This window comes from Pseudomonas sp. ICMP 561 (assembly GCF_002699985.1).
Lineage (GTDB): Bacteria > Pseudomonadota > Gammaproteobacteria > Pseudomonadales > Pseudomonadaceae > Aquipseudomonas > Aquipseudomonas quasicaspiana.
In genome coordinates this window covers 61846-82370 of the sequence record NZ_LKBT01000012.1, presented here as the reverse complement: position 1 = coordinate 82370, position 20525 = coordinate 61846, and the positions used below count along the sequence as shown (strand labels likewise).

Below are 20525 nucleotides of genomic sequence, written 5' to 3'. Positions count from 1 at the left end.
TTACCCTTTCTTCTGCGCAAACAGCGCATCCAGCTTCTGCTCGAAGGTGTGGTAATCAATTGCGTCGTAAAGCTCCATGCGGGTCTGCATGGTGTCGACCACATTTTTCTGGCTGCCATCGCGGCGAATCGCGCCGTAGACATTTTCCGCCGCCTTGTTCATGGCGCGGAACGCCGATAAAGGATAGAGCACCAAGGACACATCAGCGCTGCGCAGCTCGTCCACGGTGAACAGCGGCGTGGCGCCAAACTCGGTGATGTTGGCCAGAATCGGTGCTTTGACCCGCGAGGCAAACAGCTTGTACATGTCCAGCTCGGTGATGGCTTCGGGGAAGACCATGTCGGCACCCGCTTCGATGCACGCAGCCGCACGCTCAAGGGCTGATTCCAGCCCTTCCACCGCCAGCGCGTCTGTGCGGGCCATGATCACGAAACTGTCATCGGTGCGGGCGTCCACGGCTGCTTTGATGCGATCGACCATTTCCTGCTGGGTCACGATTTCTTTATTTGGACGATGGCCGCAGCGCTTGGCACCCACCTGATCCTCAATGTGGATCGCCGCCGCGCCGAACTTGATCATCGAGCGCACGGTGCGTGCGACGTTGAAGGCCGAAGAGCCAAAACCCGTATCAACGTCTACCAGCAAAGGCAAATCGCAGACATCGGTGATACGGCGTACGTCAGTCAGGACGTCATCCAGGCCGGTGATACCCAGATCAGGAATGCCCAGAGAGCCCGCCGCCACCCCGCCACCCGACAGGTAGATCGCCTTGAACCCGGCGCGCTTGGCCAGCAACGCATGGTTGGCATTGATCGCGCCGACCACTTGCAGCGGATGCTCGCTGGCAACCGCATCACGAAAACGTTGGCCAGGAGTGGTTTTATTGGAATTCATTATTCACCTCGGGTTGGGGCAGGCTGTTGCAGGGAACACTGCTCTAAATAGTGCCGCTCGATATTGCGTTTGGAGGCGCCGATGTGGCGGCGCATCAACAGTTCGGCCAGCTCGCCGTCACGGTCGGCGATGGCGTCGAGAATGCGATGGTGTTCGGCGAAGGCTTGACGAGGCCGGTTGGGCGTTGCGGAGAACTGGATGCGGTACATACGCACCAGTTGATAAAGATCGCCGCAGAGCATTTGCGTCAGGGTTTTATTGCCGCTGCCCTGGATGATCCGGTAATGGAAATCGAAATCCCCTTCCTGCTGGTAATAACCGACTCCGGCCTGAAACGCGGCATCACGTTCATGGGTTTCAAGCACGCGGCGCAAGTCATCGATTTCCTCCGCAGTCATGCGCTCGGCCGCCAGACGGCAGGCCATGCCCTCGAGGGACTCGCGGATTTCGTAAAGTTCGATCAGTTCGGCATGACTGAGGGAAACCACACGGGCACCCACATGCGGCACCCGCACCAGCAGCCGTTGACCTTCCAGACGATGAATGGCCTCACGCAAAGGGCCACGACTGATGCCGTAAGTGCGCGCCAGTTCAGGCTCGGAAATCTTGCTGCCGGGAGCGATCTCACCTTTGATGATGGCGGACTGAATGCGACGAAAGACGTTTTCGGAGAGGGTTTCCGGGTCATCTGCCACTGGAGCAGCGCTTACGGCTGAATCCAACATTGTCGACACTGCCTGAATTATTTCAACTAAAGTTAGCTATAGATCATCCAGCAGTCAAAGAAAACCTTGAGAGTGTCGACAATATCTTTACAGCACACTAGTTTGTGGGAGCCGGGCTTGCCCGCGACAAGGGCACCAAAAGATCCAGGTATTGCGGTTGCCTTATCGCGGGCAAGCCCGGCTCCCACAGGATCATCGCAGTGAGCGAGACGCACCTTCATGCTAGAATGCCGCCCCGACTGATCGTCAGTAATAGCACTGCGCCAGCCAACAAACGACTCAAGGGCGATGTCCGGATGACCGCCCTCAATGTGCCAGGATTTATGACACTCAAAGCCCTCCCCGCCCTGCTCTGCCTTCTTCTGCTATCAATCAACGGCATGGCAGCCGACAAGACCGTTTATGGTCTGAACGAATACGCTCAGCTCAACGATATCGACCTGCAGGTTGCCGCCAAACTCGACACCGGCGCCAAGACTGCTTCACTGAGCGCACGGGATATCAAACATTTCAAACGCAATGGCGAGACCTGGGTGCGCTTCTATCTGGCGATCGATGATGCCCATGCGCACCCCATCGAGCGGCCGCTGGCAAGGGTCAGCAAGATCAAGCGACGAGCCGATGATTACGACGCGGATGAGGAAAAAAAATACACGGCGCGCCCGGTGATCAGCCTTGATGTGTGCATGGGTGCATCTTTACGCACCATTGAAGTGAACTTGACGGACAGAAGTGCTTTCCAATATCCGCTTTTGATCGGCTCCGAGGCTCTAAAACGCTTTGATGCGCTGGTCGACCCAAGCCTTAAGTACGCAGCTGGCAAGCCTGGCTGTGAAATTACTGCTCAAACCACCGAGTAAACCCATGCGTTCTTTGACTTTGCATCTGAAAATCCTGATCGGCGTCCTGGTGGCCCTGGGAATCGCGATCACGGCCTATCAGATTCTGGCGCTCGGCATCCCCATGACTGAGGATGAAACCGACGATTTGTGGAATATCGACGCCAAAGTCGAATTCGTTGCCAACAACAATAAGGATTCGGTGAAGGTCCAGATGTTCGTACCGCCACTGGCGCGGGATTTCATCAGCCTCAACGAAAGCTTCATTTCCAATAATTACGGCGTCAGCGTCAACCGGGTCGATGGCAATCGGAAAGTCACCTGGTCGGCACGTCGCGCAACCGGCAATCAGACACTCTATTACCGCCTGGTGCTGACCAAGCGCTACAGCGGCGAGAGGCTCAAGACCAAAGGTCCGATCTTCCGTGACAGCATTCCTGTCGAAGGTCCGGAAAAAATCGCTGCCGAAGCACTGCTCGCTCCCATCCGCCAACACTCGGCCGACGTTGAAACCTTCATCACTGAAGCCATCAAGCGGGTCAACAACCTGAAGGATGACAACGTCAAGCTGCTGCTGGCGGGTGATACCTCCAGCACCAACAAAGCACGCATTACCGAATTGCTGCTGTCCATTGCCCACGTACCGATGGAAAAGGTCCACACCATTCGTCTCGTGGCTGACCAGCCGCAAAGCCCGGAACTCTGGCTGCGCAGCTTCAACGGCAAGGACTGGCTGTATTTCAACCCGGACACCGGCGAAAAAGGCCTGCCTGATGACCGTCTGCTGTGGTGGACCGGCGACGACAATCTGATCAGCGTCGAGGGTGGCAAAAAGGCCTTGGTCACGTTCAGCCTCAACAACAGCGAGATGAACGCGATTCGCCTGGCACAGCTGACCGATGCCAGCACTGACGCTGACTTCCTCGAATACTCGTTGTATGGCCTGCCGCTGGAAACCCAGCATACCTTCATGATCATGGTCATGATTCCGATCGGCGTGTTGGTCATTCTGGTCCTGCGCAACCTCATTGGCCTGCAGACCCTCGGTACATTTACCCCGGTACTGATCGCTCTGGCGTTCAGGGAAACCCAGCTTGGCTTCGGCATTATCCTGTTCACGGTAATCACCGCGCTCGGCCTGTCGTTACGCTCTTATCTGGAACATTTGAAGCTGCAAATGCTGCCCCGCCTGTCAGTGGTTCTGACATTCGTGGTGGTGCTGATTGCGGCCATCAGCGTGCTCAGCCACAAACTGGGTCTGGAGCGCGGCCTTTCAGTGGCACTGTTCCCGATGGTGATTCTGACCATGACCATTGAACGCCTGTCGATCACCTGGGAAGAGCGCGGTGGCGGCCATGCCATGAAAGTTGCTATCGGCACGCTTTTCGCGGCCTCCCTGGCGCACATCATCATGAGCGTGCCAGCGCTGATCTATTTCGTCTTCACCTTCCCGGCAGTGCTGCTGATTCTGGTGGGTTTCATGCTGGCCATGGGTCGCTATCGCGGTTATCGCCTGACTGAACTGGTTCGCTTCAAAGCCTTCCTCAAGGAAGAATCCAAGCAAGAAGAAGCCAAATGATCGGCTGGTGGAAAACCTGGAAGGCGCTGGAAGCCCGGGGCATCATGGGCATCAACCGACGCAACGCCGACTACGTGCTCAAGTACAACAAGCGCAGTCTGTATCCGATTGTCGATGACAAAATCATCACCAAGGAACGAGCCATTGCCGCGGGCATCAACGTGCCCGAAATGTACGGGGTTATTTCCACCGAGAAGGAAATCGAAAAACTCGACGAGATCATTGGCGGCCGCAGCGACTTTGTGATCAAGCCTGCCCAGGGCGCTGGCGGCGATGGCATTCTGGTGATCGCCGATCGTTTCGAGGGTCGCTACCGCACTGTCTCCGGGCGCATCGTCAGCCACTCGGAGATCGAGCATCAGGTGTCGAGCATCCTTACCGGGCTCTACTCGCTGGGCGGCCATCGGGATCGGGCGCTGATCGAATACCGCGTCACTCCGGATCAGATTTTCAAAAGCATCAGCTACGAGGGCGTGCCGGATATTCGCATCATCGTGCTGATGGGCTATCCGGTCATGGCCATGCTGCGCTTGCCCACCCGGCAGTCCGGCGGCAAGGCCAACCTCCACCAAGGCGCGATTGGCGTCGGTGTCGATCTGGCCACGGGAATCACCCTGCGCGGCACCTGGCTGAACAACATCATCACCAAACACCCGGACACCACCAACGCCGTGGATGGCGTTCAACTGCCCAATTGGGACGGTTTCATGAAGCTGGCCGCCGAGTGCTACGAGCTGTGTGGTCTCGGCTACATCGGCGTCGACATGGTGCTGGATCAGGAGCAAGGACCGCTGATTCTCGAACTCAACGCTCGGCCCGGCCTGAATATCCAGATCGCCAACGACTGCGGCCTGACCCACCGGACCCAGGCGGTTGAGGCGCGACTGGAGCAATTGGCTCTCAATGGCGAGCAGGAAACACCCGAGCAGCGCGTACAGTTTGTTCAGGAGTTGTTTGGTCATGTGCAGGTGCCCTGAGCACTCAGCCACTCCGTAATGACACTCGTAACAGCCCAATTACGACGCCCCCCTAGGAGCGATCCCGACGGAGGACTACAATCCCCGTCCCGCGCTCCGAACTGACACCCTCGAATGCCTGACTGCTTACTTTATTCGCTGCCTTATCGCGCCGACCCAGCGGATTATTTCCAACGCATCCTTCACGCCCCGGGCGCCATTCTTCTCGACAGCGGCAGGCCGACTGCCGACCGCGGCCGCTACGACCTGCTCAGCGCCTGGCCCGTGCAAACATTCGTGCCGGACAGCGCAGAAACCGGCAGCGGATTTTTCCAGCGCTTGCGTGATGGCTTGAACGCCCTCGGCCAGGCGCAGTTGCCAGCCCACTGTGAGTTGCCATTCGCAGGCGGTTTGATCGGTTACCTCAGTTATGACTTCGGTCGCCGCCTGGAAGCACAATCCGGCGCTGCGCTTGATGACCTGCTACTTCCCGACGCACGACTGGGACTCTATGCCTGGGCATTGATCAGCGATCATCAACAGCAGACCAGCCAACTGGTGTTTCACCCGTCGCTTGCAGACGCCGAGCGGCAACGGCTGATTGCGCTGTTCAGCGCTCAGCACGCATCCGAGCCGAACCTCTTCGCCCTCGTCGGCCAGTTCGAGACCTCAATCAGTGCCAGCGCTTACCGTGAAGCCTTTGAACGCATCCAGGCCTACATCCACGCAGGCGACTGCTATCAGGTGAATCTGACTCAGCGCTTCCAGGCCCGCTACGAAGGCGACCCGTGGGCGGCTTACTGCGCATTGCGGCAGGCCTGCCCTACCCCGTTTTCCGGTTATCAGGCACTGCCAGATGGCGACGCGGTACTGAGCCTTTCACCTGAACGCTTCGTCAAGGTCAGCCAGGGCCACGTCGAAACCCGGCCCATCAAAGGCACACGGCCTCGTGGCAAAGACAGCACCGAAGACCAGGCCTATGCACAGGAACTGCTCTCCAGCACCAAGGATCGTGCAGAAAACCTGATGATTGTCGACCTGCTACGCAACGATCTGGGGCGCAGCTGCCGTATTGGCTCAGTGAAAGTGCCGGAACTGTTCAGCCTGGAGAGCTACCCCAACGTGCACCACTTGGTCAGCAGCGTGGTGGGTGAGCTGGCGGACCATCACGACGCGCTGGACTTGATCGCAGGCAGCTTTCCTGGTGGCTCCATCACCGGCGCGCCAAAAATTCGCGCCATGCAGATCATTGATGAACTGGAACCTACCCGCCGCGGCCTGTACTGCGGCTCATTGCTGTATCTCGACGTGCGTGGCGAGATGGACAGCTCCATCGCGATTCGCAGTCTGCTGGCAAGGGACGGCAAGATCTCCTGCTGGGCCGGTGGCGGAATCGTTGCGGACTCCGACTGCGAAGCCGAGTATCAGGAGTCGTTTACCAAGGTCCGGGTTTTGCTGGATACGCTGGAAGCGCTTTAACCACCGATGTAATTCGCTTCCTGTGGGAGATTCTATGCGGCCTGCAATCCCGTAGGACCGGCTTTAGCCGGGAGGCCGTCGGTACATTCACCAAACTGTCTCCGCTAAAGATATCGCTCTCCCGGCTAAAGCCGGTCCTACGGGATTGCGCACAACCCGCAGGCCAATTCGACGACAGTTTTTGTTAACATTCGCGTCATTACGAGCGCCTAAGCGCCATATTTAGGAAACCGCCTGATGAGCACACCCTTCGATGTCGCCGAACTCGCCGCGACCTACGCCAACAAGTCGGCACAGGACATCCTCAAACTAGCCTTCCAGCATTTCGGTGACGAGCTGTGGATTTCGTTCAGCGGCGCCGAGGATGTGGTGCTGGTGGACATGGCCTGGAAACTGAACAAGAACGTCAAAGTATTCAGCCTGGACACCGGTCGCCTGCACCCGGAAACCTATCGCTTCATCGAACAGGTCCGTGAGCACTACAAGATCGATATCGAAATCATGACCCCTGATCAGCAAAAGCTCGAACCTTTCGTCAAAGAGAAAGGCTTGTTCAGCTTTTATCGGGACGGTCACGGCGAATGCTGCGGCGTGCGCAAGATCGAACCACTGCGGCGCAAACTGTCGGGTGTGAAAGCCTGGGCCACCGGTCAACGTCGCGACCAGAGCCCTGGCACTCGCAGCCAGGTTGCAGCACTGGAGATCGACAGCGCGTTCTCCACCCCGGAGCGCACCCTGTACAAGTTCAACCCGTTGGCACAGATGAGCAGTGAAGAAATCTGGGGTTATATCCGCATGCTGGAACTGCCATACAACAGCCTGCACGAGCGTGGTTTCATCAGTATTGGCTGCGAACCGTGCACGCGTCCTGTGCTGCCGAACCAGCATGAGCGCGAGGGTCGCTGGTGGTGGGAAGAAGCCACCCAGAAGGAATGCGGGCTGCACTCGGGGAATCTGATCGCGAAGGTGTAACGCTATTCCTGCGGGTATTACATGACCTGTGCAGACTGTGTGGGAGCGAATTCATTCGCGAAGAGGCCAGTGCTCCAGATGAAGATCCGTCATCTGGGCCACCGCCTTCGCGAATGAATTCGCTCCCACAAGGATCATTGATGCCTCAAAGCTTGCCGATTAATGCACCGGCAGTTCGACGCCGTCAAACAGCTCTTCAAGCTCCTGCTTGTTGTGGCACTGAATCGCCTTTGCCATGACTTCGCGGGTCAGGTGCGGCGCGAACTTCTCGATGAAGTCGCACATGAAGCCACGCAGGAAGGTGCCGCGACGGAAACCGATCTTGGTCACACTCGACTCAAACAGATCGCTGGCATCGAGCATCACCAGATCGCTGTCCAGCTTGGTGTCGACCGCCATTTTCGCAACGATGCCAACACCTAGCCCCAGACGTACGTAAGTCTTGATCACGTCAGCGTCGGCAGCGGTGAACACCACTTTTGGCGTCAGGCCGCGATGGCTGAACGCTTCATCCAGCTTTGAACGACCGGTGAAGCCGAACACGTACGTCACGATCGGATACTCAGCCAGCACTTCCAGGGTCAGCTTCGGCACTTTGGTCAGCGGGTGACCATGAGGCACCACGACGCAACGGTTCCAGCGGTAGCAAGGCATCATCACCAGATCACCGAACAACTCCAGCGCCTCCGTGGCGATGGCGAAATCGACGGTGCCGTCAGCGGCCATTTCCGCGATCTGCATTGGCGACCCCTGATGCATGTGCAGCGACACGTCCGGGTATTGCTTGATGAAATTGCTGATCACCGGCGGCAGCGCATAACGTGCCTGAGTGTGAGTTGTTGCAATGGACAGCGTGCCTTTCTTCTCATTGGAGAATTCCTGGGCAATCTGCTTGATGCTTTCAACCTTGCGCAGGATCTCGCCCGCAGTGGTAATAATGCGCTCACCGGCCGGAGTTACACGGGTCAGATGCTTGCCACTGCGAGCGAAAACTTCTACGCCCAGCTCATCTTCGAGCAAGCGGATCTGCTTGCTGATACCTGGCTGAGAGGTATACAGACTCTGAGCCGTCGCTGAAACGTTGAGGTCGTGGTGCGCCACTTCCCAGATGTAGCGCAGTTGTTGAAGCTTCATATGAATCCCTCAAAGCAGGAAGACGCCAGGGGCATCAGCGACGGTATATAACTGGATTAATGGTAATGACGACAAAGCTAGAACTTTTTATCACCTTTGCGCGATAAAGGCACGCTCGATTTTATTCGACCGGCCCATTCAATCTGCGCACGCTTTGAGTACAACCTGGCACCATATACACCGGCACCTGCGAAAGCTGCAGAACCCGCGCTGCAGTGCGACCTATGGGCGTGGTGGGCTCTGCCCCGCGACAATGGCTGCCGACGATCACCAGATCGACCTTCAGCTCTTCAGCCTGTCCCAGAATCACATCGCACGGATCACCCTGAACCACCCGCACCGTGCTGATCAGCGCCAGATCCTGATGATCTTCGCCCAACTCTTCACGAAAACCATCAAGCACTCTCTGCTCAATACCTTCCATGACTGAACTCAACCCCTGACTGCGCAGATCCTTCAACGCGTCCTCATCCAGATAGCTCTGTAGTACCGATTCGGCAAACGACCCGATGGGCTCCACCACATGCACCACATAGAGCTCGGCCTTGAATGTTCGAGCCAGTGCCAGCGCGTGCTGCATAACATAGGGCGCGTACAGACCGAGGTCTGTGGCATAAAGCATCGAACGAATCATGTACGACCTCCCGGACAGCCAGAATGGCGGAGATGGAATCAGCTTAGCAGCGCCCCAAGGAGTGTGGCGGCAATTACCTGCGAGCCTTTGAGGTCATAGCCTTCACTGGCGGCGGATGCCGCGAGCCCTATGTGATCCGGTTGTTACGCGCGTCAAGAAACGCAAGTGCCTGGTACAGCATTCGCACCTGCGGCATATCACATTTCGCCTGCGTTGCAGCCCTTAAAGGCTGGATATAGATGGCGTCGAGCTCCAGCGGACGTTGCTCTTTGTAGTCCAGATACATGCTGGGTTGATAATCCGGCATCTTCTCGGTCATGGCGAACAGGTGATGCGCATAGCCCTCAGGCAACACATGACCGCAGGCCTCGGCACCCCGCACGACCTCATTCATTAATGTCAGGATCAACGCCCGGGTATGCGAGTCCGTCATCAGTGCTTCAGTCCCGGCCTGCAACAACGCGGATAAACCGTTGTAAGGAATATTCCAGACCAGTTTCTGCCAGCGCGCCTGCTGAAGATTGACCATGGCCTGGGAATCCAGACCCGCTGCATGAAACAAACCCGCCCCTTGCTCGACGATAGCCTGGCGAGTAGCGGCGTCGGCAGCCGGCCCGCTGTGATACCCCAGATTGACGCCACCCAGCGCCTGATGAACCACCTTGCCAGGGCCAGAGCGATGTACACAGATGAAACACAAACCGCCCAGCAGGTGCAGCGAATCAGGAAGCCCGGCTCGCAGGCTATCTTCCACCGCGAGACCATTCTGCAGGACCAGCACCCTGGCTCCCGGGGCGGCAGCCTGAAGGATCGCGGGCGTCAGCGCCGCATTGCTGGTGGATTTGGCGCCGATCAGCAACCAATCGCATGGCGGCATATCAGCTGCGCAGGAATAGGCCTGAACCGGATTGAGCACCAGCTCTCCATGCACTGCGCTCTTTACACACAGCCCATCCCGCACCACCGCATCGAATTCACTGCGCAGCAGAAAGTGCACATCGAACCCTGCCCGCGCCAGCATGACGCCGTAAAAGCCTCCGATAGCACCCGTGCCGATAACGCCGATACGTGGCCGCTTCAGCTCATGACTCATATGACTCTCCTGTTCAAAACCGTTCAGGGCAATTCATCAGGCTGCCGCGCCAAGGCTTCCACTATTGCCTGGCGCAGGCTGGCCTCGGTCAATGACGCACGCAATGCCCCATAAAATTGCCCGTCACGAATGACGAATAACGCGGGCAAATGAAACACTTCATAGCGCGTGACCGCCCCGCCGCTTTCGGCCGCGTCGATCCAGCATATTCGCTCCAGAGCAAGATCCAGAGTCGGTAACTGCTGCCGGGCATAACGACAACTCGCGCAACCGACGCTGGTGAATATCAGCAACGAAGTGCCAGGTAACTGCAGTAATTGCTGGTCGACATCAAAGTCGCTGAGTTCTAGCTGATTCAACATAGCCTCCCGGATCAAGGTGGATACTATCCTTGCCTGCCCGATGCGGTGCAAATAGTGGCATTCCACGCCCGGCTGGCCAAACTGACTAAAAACCACCTCCAGGGCTCGATAAAGCGGCGTTTGCCCATTGTATCGGCAAGGCCTAACGCGCTAAGGTTCGGTCCCCCGTTTCGCTCAATCATGCCTGGCTTCGCCCCACGGGGTTCGTTGGCGGCCGGCATACGCGACCTGATGAGTAGCACGATGGCTGATTTACCGATTGACGACCTCAACGTTTCCTCCAACGAGACACTGATCACACCGGATCAGCTCAAGCGCGAAATCCCGCTGACCGCCGCCGCACTGAAGACAGTGAGCAAGGGCCGCGAAGTAGTCCGCGATATTCTCGATGGCAAGGATCACCGCCTGTTCATCGTGATCGGGCCGTGCTCGATTCATGACATCAAGGCAGCACACGAATACGCCGAACGCCTCAAGGCACTGGCCGCAGAGGTTTCCGACACGCTGTATCTGGTGATGCGCGTCTACTTCGAGAAGCCGCGCACCACCGTGGGCTGGAAAGGTCTGATCAACGATCCGTACCTGGACGACTCATTCAAGATTCAGGACGGTCTCCATATCGGCCGTCAATTGCTGCTGGACCTGGCCGAAATGGGCCTGCCGACAGCCACCGAAGCCCTTGACCCGATCTCCCCGCAGTACCTGCAGGACCTGATCAGCTGGTCGGCCATCGGCGCACGGACGACCGAATCCCAGACTCACCGGGAAATGGCCTCTGGCCTGTCCTCAGCAGTGGGCTTCAAGAATGGCACCGACGGCGGTCTGACCGTCGCAATCAATGCCCTGCAATCGGTTTCCAGCCCGCACCGCTTCCTGGGGATCAACCAGGAAGGTGGCGTGTCCATCGTGACCACCAAAGGCAATGCCTATGGTCATGTGGTATTGCGCGGCGGCAACGGCAAACCCAACTATGATTCGGTGAGCGTTGCGCTGTGTGAACAGGCGCTGAACAAAGCGAAGATCAAACCGAACATCATGGTGGACTGCAGCCACGCCAACTCCAACAAAGACCCTGCCCTGCAACCGCTGGTCATGGAAAACGTCGCCAACCAGATTCTGGAAGGTAACCAGTCGATCATCGGCCTGATGGTCGAAAGTCATCTGAACTGGGGCTGTCAGGCAATTCCCAAGGATTTGTCCGAGCTGCAATACGGCGTATCCGTGACCGATGCCTGCATCGACTGGGAAAGCACCGAGAAAACCTTGCGCAGCATGCACGCCAAGCTCAAGGACGTACTGCCGAAACGCCAACGCGGCTGACAAGCAGCAGAAACGAAAACGCCGAGCATATGCTCGGCGTTTTTCCTGGTGCTATCGGGTTACAACAACTGTCGGGAATACCGACTGAACCCTGACTCAGATCTTTGCCGCCTGACGTTGATTGCGCTCCATGTAGCGCTCTACATAAGAGCATGACGGGATGACCGTATATCCGATGCTGTCGGCGTAATCGAGCGCCTGTTCGGTCAGTGCAGCAGCAATGCCTCGACCACGTAGGGCATTGGGGACGAAGGTCCGATAGATATCCAGAGTCTGCTTACCCAGGTCCATATAGGTCAGGTAGGCACGGTGACCGTCGATGTTGATTTCAAACTGGTGACCGGTCTCATCATGGTGGATGGACAGCGCCTCGCTCATCACTACTCCTCGCGGGTCTTGGAATTTGACCCCTACCTTACCGATGTTTTTCCGGCGAAGGAACATCTACGCCACCCCGTGCCTGTTTTGGACACCGAGAAGAGCTTTGCTGATCCCAACAAAAGAGCACCTGCAAATAGTAGGCGTCATTGGGGAATATGCTCAAGCGAATCGACCGCAAAAATCCGCGACCGGATATCTGATTGAGCAAAGCGTTGAACTGAACATTGCCGGAGCTTGTCGATTGAGACGCCGGGGTGAATTGAAAGTCACCTCGACGTGAGCTAAACAGATACATGTTCCTCATATATCTAGGGTCCTGAAGAGTGCAGGTCTGCGACTCTGAAGCCCTTGGGCATATGGGTAAGGTGTAAGCGTGCGGCGGCTGGATATTTTTTATACAAAACACATGAGAAGTAAGGCGGAACACTTTCAAAGCAGAGAAAATCTCGGGCTTCTTGCGCTTCGTCAGTTTACTTACTACAAACAGTGGGTACTATGTACGCCGGTCATTTTCTCATTTTCGAGAGATGACTAATTTGAAAAAATTCCTTGAAGGGGAACACAATGAACAACGCTCTGAAATTCTCTGCTCTGGCTCTGGCAGCAGTTCTGGCTACCGGTTGCAGCAGCGTATCCAAAGAAACCGAAGCTCGCCTGACCGCTACCGAAGACGCAGCTGCTCGTTCGCAAGCTCGCGCTGACGAAGCTTATCGCAAAGCTGACGAAGCTCTGGCTGCTGCTCAGAAAGCTCAGCAAACTGCTGACGAAGCCAACGAGCGCGCTCTGCGTATGTTGGACAAGGCTAGCCGCAAGTAATAATCCCTTCGGGATTGTTGTTGCAAAAAAGCCGATCTGGTTATCCGGGTCGGCTTTTTTATTGGCTGTTTTTTGATTGTGGTTTGTGGTTGGTGGATTGTGTGAGCATATCCGTTATTAGGTAACGGCTGATATTGGTTGCGCTTTTACAGCGCCTCACTTTTGAACATCCGGAAGCCGGCCCAGACAAAAGTAAGCAAAACGCTCTTGCCCCACCACTTGGCACCTCGCTGTCGCTCGGTGTCCCCGCCCGCAGATCCTGAACCGTGGGCCGCCGCAACGGGCCATCCATGGCCCAATGCGGCTAACCCGGCGTCCTGCCCCTCTTCAACTCAAGGGCGCCCCACGCTTCAGGATCTGCGTTCGGCCAGCGTGGTTTAACGGGGCGCCTGAGATCAAAATCAAAAGCGCGGCGGCCTGACAGCCGACCTGTTTTCTTGGGTTTGCCGACATTCTGTAGGAGCTGCCGAAGGCTGCGATGCGGTGTGTCAGACGAGACCTTTGTTGGCTTTGCTGACGTCTCGCGAACAAGTTCGCTCCTACCGGTCCGAGGCACTATCGCCGTTTTCGTTCTGCTTTTGATCTGCTTTTGATTTTGATCTTGGGCGCCCCGTCAAACCACGCCGGCCGGAATTCGATATTGCTGCGTGGGGCAAACCGGCAGGGATGCCGGTTTAGCCGCCTCAGGCCATGGATGGCCGGTGGCGGCGGCCCCACGCAGCAATGTCGGATTACGGGAACACCGAGCGACAGCGAGGGGCCAAGTGGTGGGGCAAGAGCGTTTTGCTTACTTTTGCGCTCCTTTCAAAAGTGAGGCGCTGTAAAAGCGCAACCATTATCAGTCGTTACCGCGAAAACGGATATATACACAGAAGCATCACTGCAACGGAACCGAATCCTGAACACTAGCAGCCACCGCTGCACCCGGCACCGCGATTTCGACCGGCATACCATCCTCAGCCGCAACCACATCACGCACCAGATCCCAATTCATGCGCAGGTTATTAGCCAGGTCTTCGCGCTTTAGCAACGCATTGATCACCGCAGTGTGCTTATCGACCACCGAAGGATTGCCGTTGTCATCCACCGGCGTATGCGCCTCCAGATAAACCTTGCCGCCGCTCAAACCGAACTTGTACGGCTCGGCAATGATACGCACCGTAGTACCCACCGGAGCCATATCGGCCAACTCCAGCACGTTGTTGTTATACATACGGAAGCAACCGTGACTGGTGCGCATACCGATACCAAACTTCTTGTTAGAACCGTGAATCAGGTAACCGGACATCCCCAGGCCAAACTTGAACGGACCCAGAGGATTATCCGGACCGGCAGGCACCACGCTTGGCAGTGGATCACCATCAGCAGCGTGCTCGGCACGGATCGACGCAGGCGGAGTCCACGTCGGATTTGGCGTCTTGGCGATCACCTTGGTGACACCAATTGGCGAGCCCCACCCTTCCCGGCCGATACCCAGCGGATAGGTGTGAACCACGTTCTGCCCTTTCGGGTAGTAATACATCCGGTACTCGGACAGGTTGATCACGATACCTTCGCGCGGACCGGCTGGCAGTATGAAACGGGTCGGCAAGACGATCTGAGTACCAGCGCCCGGCAACCACGGGTCAACACCCGGGTTGGCGGCGATCATTTCCAGATAACCCAGATCGTACTTCGTGCCCAGGTCGGCAAAGGTATCTTCGTACCGGGCCGTAACGGTCTGCACCTGGCCAACGATATCTTCACCCGGTGGCGGCAGAGGGAATTCCAAAGCGGAAACAGAGCCCGCCGCACACAGTGCAGCAAGCGACAGGCAGCGGGTAACGGCTGGAATGCGCGACAACATCCGGGAATCCTTGGGCAATACGGCGGGTAGTAAGTGGCGAATTGTACACCCAGACCTGACGGACCGGGAGTCAACCGGCAATTTACTCCATGAAGCGTAATTCAGGCCAGATCGGCCGATTGCCGCTCTTCTGTGCTTCGACGATAGCGCGGCACAACGAGCACAACCGCTCGTCACGAAAAACCTCTCTCGCCACCACCGACCAACGCGGCTGTGCGGGCAACAAGGTGCCACACAGTGTGCGGTCGACAGTCCCGCCAAGCTCCAACTGACGGGCCACCAGATGCACTTTGACTTCCTGGCACGCGAACAGATCGAGCTGCTCATCGGGCTCGATCATTTGATAGGCATACAGGGACCAGGCGGGACGTGGCATGGAGGGCTCCAGATTGGGGGCGCCACCTTAGCCGAAAGCCCCCGGCTAGAAAAGCCTCAAAGCAGCGGTTTTAGCGTCGGCCAGACATTTTCCAGCAACTTTTGCTGAGCATTGGCCGCCGGATGCAAGCCATCCGCCTGCATCAGTTCGGGAACACCGCCCACGCCCTCAAGAAAGAATGGCACCAACGGCACTTTTTTCTCTGCGGCCAGATTGGTGTAGACCTCTTTGAACGCGTTGGTATAGCGCGGCCCGTAGTTCGGCGGGATCTGCATGCCCAGCAAAAGCACCTTGGCGCCAGCGTCCCGCGAGCTATCGATCATCGATGCAAGGTTTTGTTGCAATTGAGTTGGCTGCTGACCCCGCAAGCCGTCATTGCCCCCCAGCTCGAGGATCACCAGTTCCGGCTTATGCTCTGCAAGCAGCGCAGGCAGCCGCGCTCGACCTCCGGCACTGGTATCGCCGCTGATAGAGGCGTTGATCACTTTATCGGTGAAACCCTCCTGCTTCATGCGCTGCTCAAGCAAGGCAACCCAGCCAATGCGGGTATCCAGGCCGAAAGCCGCGCTGATACTATCCCCAACGATCAATACTGTGCCCGCCGCTGCGGCTTGTGACAGCAACAGCAAAACCAGGCCAGCACTTAAAAACCACGCACGCATCGGACTCTCCATGAGTGAAAGTATTCTCAGTGCTCTGAGCCTCAACAAAGTGGTCCCCAGCACCGAAGGTGACCTGACCATCCTGCACGAACTCTCTCTGGAACTAAACAAGGGCGACAGTCTGGCCATCGTTGGCGCGTCAGGTTCTGGTAAGTCGACGCTGCTCGGCCTGCTGGCCGGCCTCGATCTGCCCAGCTCTGGAGCAGTGATCCTTGCAGGCCGCAACCTGAGTGAGCTGGACGAAGACCAGCGCGCCCGGGTTCGCGCCGAACATGTGGGTTTTGTATTCCAGTCATTCCAGTTGCTCGACAGCCTCAATGCACTGGAAAACGTCATGCTGCCCATGGAGCTGGAAGGTCGCAAGGATGCGCGCGAGCAGGCCAGAGTTCTGCTTGAGCGAGTCGGGCTGGGCAAACGCCTGACCCACACGCCACGGCAACTGTCGGGAGGTGAGCAACAACGGGTTGCCATTGCACGCGCATTCGCGGCAGATCCGTCCGTGCTGTTTGCCGACGAGCCCACAGGCAACCTGGACAGCCAGACCGGTGAGCGCATCAGCGACCTGCTGTTCGATTTGAACAAGGAACGCGGTACCACGCTGGTACTGGTCACCCACGACGAACGTCTGGCCCATCGTTGCCGACGCTTGATCCGTCTTGAAGGTGGCCGTCTGGTCGCCCCGTTGGAGCCTTGATGGTACGCCTGCCGTTTTCGCGCCTGCTCACCCTCGCCACTCGCCAACTGCTGCGCGATGCGCGCGCCGGTGAACTGCGAGTCCTGTTCTTTGCCTTGCTGGTCGCCGTAGCCGCCAGCACCGCCATCGGTTATTTCGGTGCCCGCCTTAACGGCGCGATGCTGTTGCGCGCCACCGAGTTTCTTGGTGCTGATCTGGTCGTAGAAGGTTCAAGCCCGGCCAGGCCTGAGCAAATTCAGGCGGGCGAAGCACTCAAGCTCAAGCATGCACAAATCGTCGTGTTTTCCACGGTCATCGCCACCGATGCCGGGATTCAGCTTTCGAGCATTAAAGCCGTCGACGGCGTTTACCCGCTACGCGGTGAACTGAAAAGCGCTGCCGACCTGTATCAGCCTGAAGAAGTCAGCCGCGGTCCGAAACCCGGTGAAGCCTGGGCTGAGTCGCGATTGTTACCGGCAGTGGACCTCAAAGTGGGTGACGACATCGACGTCGGCTCCAAAACACTCAAGCTGACCCGGGTTCTGACGTATGAGCCTGATCGCGCCGGTAACTTTTACAGTCTGACGCCTCGCGTCATGATCAACATGGCCGATCTGCAAGCCACCGGCGTTGTCCAGCCGGGTAGCCGCGTCAGCTATCGGGACATGTGGACCGGCCCGCCTGAAGCGTTGGCCGCCTATCGCAAGGCCATCGAACCGGGCATGGAGCCGCATCAGGAAATCAAGGACGCCCGCGACGGCAGTCAACAGATTGGTGGCGCGCTGGGCAAGGCCGAACGATATCTGAATATGGCCAGTCTGGTTGCGGTGCTGCTTGCCGGTGTAGCCGTTGCATTATCCGCTGCACGCTTTGCCGTGCGCCGATTCGACGCCAGCGCACTGATGCGCTGCCTTGGCCTCTCCCGGAATGAAGCGCTTGTGCTGTTCAGCCTGCAACTGGCCATGCTCGGCCTGCTTGCCGCATTGAGCGGCGCATTGCTGGGCTGGCTGGCGCAACTGGCGCTGTTCGCTCTGCTGCATAACCTGCTGCCCGCCACCGTACCTCCCGGTGGCGTGATGCCTGCTCTCGCAGGTATCGGCACCGGGCTGGTTGCGCTGGCCGGGTTTGCCCTGCCACCGCTTGCAGCCTTGGGGCGAGTACCACCGCTTCGTGTACTGCGCCGAGACATGCTGCCAATCCCGGCCAGCTCATGGCTGGTGTACGGCGCCGCCCTGCTTGCTCTAGGTTTGATCATGTGGCGGTTGAGCCTGGATCTGGTACTGACTTTTGCCTTGCTCGGCGGTGGTGTGATTGCTGCAGTGGTGCTTGGCGGCTTGCTGTTGCTGGCGCTGAAAAGCCTGCGTCGCTTGTTGGCCCGCGCATCCCTGCCGTGGCGCCTGGGCCTGGGTCAACTGCTGCGATATCCCATGGCTGCTGCCGGGCAATCGCTGGCGTTTGGCTTGATTCTGTTGTCCATGGGGCTGATCGCGTTGCTACGTGGCGAACTGCTGGACACCTGGCAAAACCAGTTGCCCAAAGACGCGCCGAACTACTTCGTGCTCAACGTGCTGCCGGATCAGAAAGACGCCTTCAGCCAGCAGATCAGCAAACTGTCGCCTCACGCGGCCCCGCTCTATCCCGTGGTGCCTGGTCGCCTGGTAAACATCAACGATAAGCCGGTGAGCGACTTCGTGACCAAGGACTCACGCGGGGAAAACGCTACACGCCGCGACCTGAACCTGACCTGGTCGGCAAACATGCCGGAAGGCAACACCTTGACCGCAGGCAACTGGTGGCCAGCCAACGGCGAAACCAGTGCAACTCCCGGGGTGTCGGTAGAAGCCAAGCTGGCTGACAGCCTGCAGATCAAACTGGGTGACCGTCTGAACTTCATGATCGGCGGGATGAGTCGTGATGCAGTGGTCACCAGCCTGCGGGACGTTAACTGGGACACCTTCCAGCCAAACTTCTTCATCATCTTCCAGCCCGGCACTCTGCAGGATCTGCCCACCACCTACATGACCAGCTTCTATCTGCCTGCGGGCAACGATAAGCAGATCGTCGAGCTGTCGCGCACCTTCCCGGCCATCAGCATTCTGGGCGTTGAGGCACTACTGGAGCAGGTGCGCAGCATTCTGGATCAGGTCACGCTGGCCGTGCAGTTCGTGCTGCTGTTCGTCCTGGCGGCGGGTATTGCCGTGCTGTTTTCCGGTCTCCAAGCGACTCTGGATGAGCGTATTCGCCAAGGCGCGCTTGTGAGGGCTCTAGGTGCAGAGCGGGCATTACTGGTCAAGGCGCGACGCATCGAGTTCGGCCTGCTGGGGGCCGTGAGCGGCCTGCTGGCTGCACTGGGTTGCGAGCTGGTGACGTTCGCCTTGTACCGCTACGCCTTCAACCTTGACTGGGCGCCTCATGCCTGGCTGCTGCTGTTGCCTGTAATCGGCGCTTTGCTGGTGGGTGGCGCAGGGGTATTCGGTACTCGTCGGGCGTTGAATGTGAGCCCGCTGACGGTACTGCGCGATGGCTGATAGACTTCGCGCCCTTGTTCCCTATAACGACAATCCATGAGCCGCTACCGCCCTCCCCGCACCGCTGGCACCGCGCTGATCACCCCTGAGGGTGAAGCGCGGATGCGAGCCGAACTCCATGAGCTTTGGCACGTCCGCCGCCCGCAAGTGACGCAGTCGGTGAGCGAAGCAGCGGCCCAGGGGGATCGTTCAGAGAACGCCGAATACACCTACGGTAAAAAGATGCTGCGTGAAATCGACAGTCGCGTGCGCTTTCTTACCAAAAGGCTGGAAAGTCTGAAAGTCGTCGCCGCACACCCCAGCGACGTCAACAAGGTCTACTTCGGCGCCTGGGTGACCATTGAGGACGAAGACGGCAAAGAGTCACGCTACCGGATCGTCGGCCCTGACGAACTGGACCTGAAGCTGAACCTGATCAGCATCGACTCGCCATTGGCCCGTGCCCTGATCGGCAAAGCGCTGGATGCCGAAGTGAAAGTTCACACCCCCACCGGCGAACAGCTCTGCTATATCGTGGCGATTGATTACCTCTGACACCGCTGCATGTGTAAGGTCGGCCGGCCCTGTGGGAGCAGGTTGAATCCGTAGGACCGGCTTCAGCCGGGAGGACGTCGGAACATTCACCGAACCGTCTTCGCCAGAAATACCGCTCTCCCGGCTAAAGCCGGTCCTACGAGATTGCAGGCCATCATAGAATCTCCCACATAAATGGCATTCCAGCATGTGTATGCAGTGTTTTTTATGAGCGCCAGGAGATCGGACATTCCCTTGGGCTAGAAGCCCTCAACACCGAGTAATCAAGCCCTGCCGGGCAATCCGCGTCAGGTCACGCACCACTTCCTCCACACGCTCGGCAGACGGCGCCTGAACCACTGCCAGATCGAACTGGTCATCCTTGAAGCTGGCCAGTGATTGTTGCGGATCGACAAACTGGATCAGGAATGCGTGAGGCCCGCCGTTGCGACGTGGACGGCCGTCCAGGAAGCGCAGCAAGGTGGGCTGATGTGAACCGCAGAGCAGGATTTTCGGGTTGCGACGGGAAAACTGGGTGGCGATCGGGGAAATACGAACGACGGGATGGCTCATGATGTTTTGTCTCAGCCTCAAATGCTCCGCTGGGCAGCGGTGAGAGGCAACACCGAACCAACGCTTTAGCGGTATTTCGAAGCCCCTTAGGACTTCTATCGACAAGCTTCATGCTCATCTGGCGCCCCGCAAGTAGTTGTGTAAATCGGCGCATGGGCAGCATCGTAGAT

The 20525-nt window shown here is 57.9% G+C and carries 21 protein-coding genes; 10 read left to right on the top strand and 11 right to left on the bottom strand.

The genetic code is table 11. The features are described 5' to 3' along the window. The gene (gene prpB, locus AO242_RS10595) at positions 1-894 is read right to left on the bottom strand and encodes a methylisocitrate lyase (RefSeq protein WP_099268657.1); all 894 of its coding nucleotides are present in this window, start codon (positions 892-894) and stop codon (positions 1-3) included. Then, a complete protein-coding gene (locus AO242_RS10590) occupies positions 894-1619 on the bottom strand; it encodes a GntR family transcriptional regulator (RefSeq protein ID WP_049827145.1) in 726 nt (241 codons plus the stop codon). The genes prpB and AO242_RS10590 overlap by 1 nt, the downstream gene beginning before the upstream one ends. Positions 1620-1942: 323 nt before the next feature. Here AO242_RS10590 and rloA point away from each other — a divergent pair, with 323 nt between their 5' ends. From rloA to AO242_RS10565, 5 genes are all read left to right on the top strand, one after another. Further along, complete coding sequence (rloA, locus tag AO242_RS10585; RefSeq protein WP_027902243.1) at positions 1943-2479, top strand: retropepsin-like aspartic peptidase RloA; 537 nt, start codon at positions 1943-1945, stop codon at positions 2477-2479. 4 nt (positions 2480-2483) lie between these two features. Next, positions 2484-4037, top strand: a complete 1554-nt coding sequence (gene rloB / locus AO242_RS10580; RefSeq protein WP_099268656.1) for an osmotic stress tolerance membrane protein RloB — start codon at positions 2484-2486, stop codon at positions 4035-4037. Further along, the gene (locus tag AO242_RS10575; RefSeq protein ID WP_164706056.1) at positions 4037-5014 is read left to right on the top strand and encodes an alpha-L-glutamate ligase-like protein; all 978 of its coding nucleotides are present in this window, start codon (positions 4037-4039) and stop codon (positions 5012-5014) included. Before rloB ends, AO242_RS10575 begins: the two co-directional genes overlap by 1 nt. Before the next feature lie 114 nt (positions 5015-5128). Further along, the gene (pabB, locus tag AO242_RS10570; protein WP_099268654.1) at positions 5129-6472 is read left to right on the top strand and encodes an aminodeoxychorismate synthase component I; all 1344 of its coding nucleotides are present in this window, start codon (positions 5129-5131) and stop codon (positions 6470-6472) included. Positions 6473-6709: 237 nt separating this feature from the next. Beyond that, positions 6710-7444, top strand: coding sequence for a phosphoadenylyl-sulfate reductase (locus tag AO242_RS10565; RefSeq protein WP_027902239.1), 735 nt, complete (start codon positions 6710-6712; stop codon positions 7442-7444). Positions 7445-7603: 159 nt separating this feature from the next. Here the strand turns inward: AO242_RS10565 and cysB are convergent, their stop codons facing one another. The 4 genes from cysB to AO242_RS10545 all read right to left on the bottom strand — a co-directional run bounded on the left by cysB (position 7604) and on the right by AO242_RS10545 (position 10667). Further along, positions 7604-8578: an HTH-type transcriptional regulator CysB gene (gene cysB / locus AO242_RS10560; protein ID WP_087265080.1), complete on the bottom strand. Its 975-nt coding sequence runs from the start codon at positions 8576-8578 to the stop codon at positions 7604-7606. 121 nt (positions 8579-8699) lie between these two features. Next, a complete protein-coding gene (locus AO242_RS10555) occupies positions 8700-9212 on the bottom strand; it encodes a universal stress protein (protein ID WP_099268653.1) in 513 nt (170 codons plus the stop codon). Positions 9213-9339: 127 nt separating this feature from the next. Continuing rightward, complete coding sequence (locus AO242_RS10550; RefSeq protein WP_099268652.1) at positions 9340-10305, bottom strand: putative 2-dehydropantoate 2-reductase; 966 nt, start codon at positions 10303-10305, stop codon at positions 9340-9342. 23 nt (positions 10306-10328) lie between these two features. Then, positions 10329-10667, bottom strand: a complete 339-nt coding sequence (locus tag AO242_RS10545) for a thioredoxin family protein (RefSeq protein WP_049827144.1) — start codon at positions 10665-10667, stop codon at positions 10329-10331. A gap of 243 nt (positions 10668-10910) precedes the next feature. Here AO242_RS10545 and AO242_RS10540 point away from each other — a divergent pair, with 243 nt between their 5' ends. Next, a complete protein-coding gene (locus tag AO242_RS10540) occupies positions 10911-11987 on the top strand; it encodes a 3-deoxy-7-phosphoheptulonate synthase (protein ID WP_027902234.1) in 1077 nt (358 codons plus the stop codon). 96 nt (positions 11988-12083) lie between these two features. On the opposite strand, the gene AO242_RS10535 is transcribed toward AO242_RS10540, so the two are convergent. Then, positions 12084-12365, bottom strand: a complete 282-nt coding sequence (locus tag AO242_RS10535) for a GNAT family N-acetyltransferase (RefSeq protein WP_027902233.1) — start codon at positions 12363-12365, stop codon at positions 12084-12086. A 567-nt stretch (positions 12366-12932) separates the two neighbouring features. On the opposite strand from AO242_RS10535, the gene AO242_RS10530 reads away from it, so the two are divergent. Next, positions 12933-13184, top strand: coding sequence for an Lpp/OprI family alanine-zipper lipoprotein (locus AO242_RS10530; protein WP_027902232.1), 252 nt, complete (start codon positions 12933-12935; stop codon positions 13182-13184). Positions 13185-14061: 877 nt separating this feature from the next. On the opposite strand, the gene AO242_RS10520 is transcribed toward AO242_RS10530, so the two are convergent. The 3 genes from AO242_RS10520 to AO242_RS10510 all read right to left on the bottom strand — a co-directional run bounded on the left by AO242_RS10520 (position 14062) and on the right by AO242_RS10510 (position 16068). After that, on the bottom strand, positions 14062-15030 hold the full coding sequence (locus AO242_RS10520) for a L,D-transpeptidase family protein (protein ID WP_027901746.1): 969 nt from the start codon (positions 15028-15030) through the stop codon (positions 14062-14064). Positions 15031-15112: 82 nt separating this feature from the next. Next, the gene (locus AO242_RS10515; protein ID WP_027901747.1) at positions 15113-15406 is read right to left on the bottom strand and encodes a hypothetical protein; all 294 of its coding nucleotides are present in this window, start codon (positions 15404-15406) and stop codon (positions 15113-15115) included. Positions 15407-15462: 56 nt separating this feature from the next. Then, the gene (locus AO242_RS10510) at positions 15463-16068 is read right to left on the bottom strand and encodes an arylesterase (RefSeq protein WP_099268650.1); all 606 of its coding nucleotides are present in this window, start codon (positions 16066-16068) and stop codon (positions 15463-15465) included. A gap of 10 nt (positions 16069-16078) precedes the next feature. On the opposite strand from AO242_RS10510, the gene AO242_RS10505 reads away from it, so the two are divergent. Genes AO242_RS10505 through greB form a run of 3 tightly spaced genes read left to right on the top strand, consistent with a single transcriptional unit; the run spans position 16079 to position 19803 of the window. Next, positions 16079-16762 carry an ABC transporter ATP-binding protein gene (locus AO242_RS10505; RefSeq protein WP_027901749.1) on the top strand — a complete coding sequence of 228 codons (684 nt, stop codon included), beginning with the start codon at positions 16079-16081 and terminating at the stop codon, positions 16760-16762. Beyond that, the gene (locus AO242_RS10500; protein ID WP_099268649.1) at positions 16762-19269 is read left to right on the top strand and encodes an ABC transporter permease; all 2508 of its coding nucleotides are present in this window, start codon (positions 16762-16764) and stop codon (positions 19267-19269) included. Before AO242_RS10505 ends, AO242_RS10500 begins: the two co-directional genes overlap by 1 nt. Before the next feature lie 36 nt (positions 19270-19305). Beyond that, positions 19306-19803, top strand: coding sequence for a transcription elongation factor GreB (greB, locus tag AO242_RS10495; protein ID WP_099268648.1), 498 nt, complete (start codon positions 19306-19308; stop codon positions 19801-19803). Between the two features lie 249 nt (positions 19804-20052). Here the strand turns inward: greB and AO242_RS10490 are convergent, their stop codons facing one another. Further along, positions 20053-20355: a hypothetical protein gene (locus tag AO242_RS10490; protein WP_099268647.1), complete on the bottom strand. Its 303-nt coding sequence runs from the start codon at positions 20353-20355 to the stop codon at positions 20053-20055. Positions 20356-20525 lie beyond the last annotated feature (170 nt).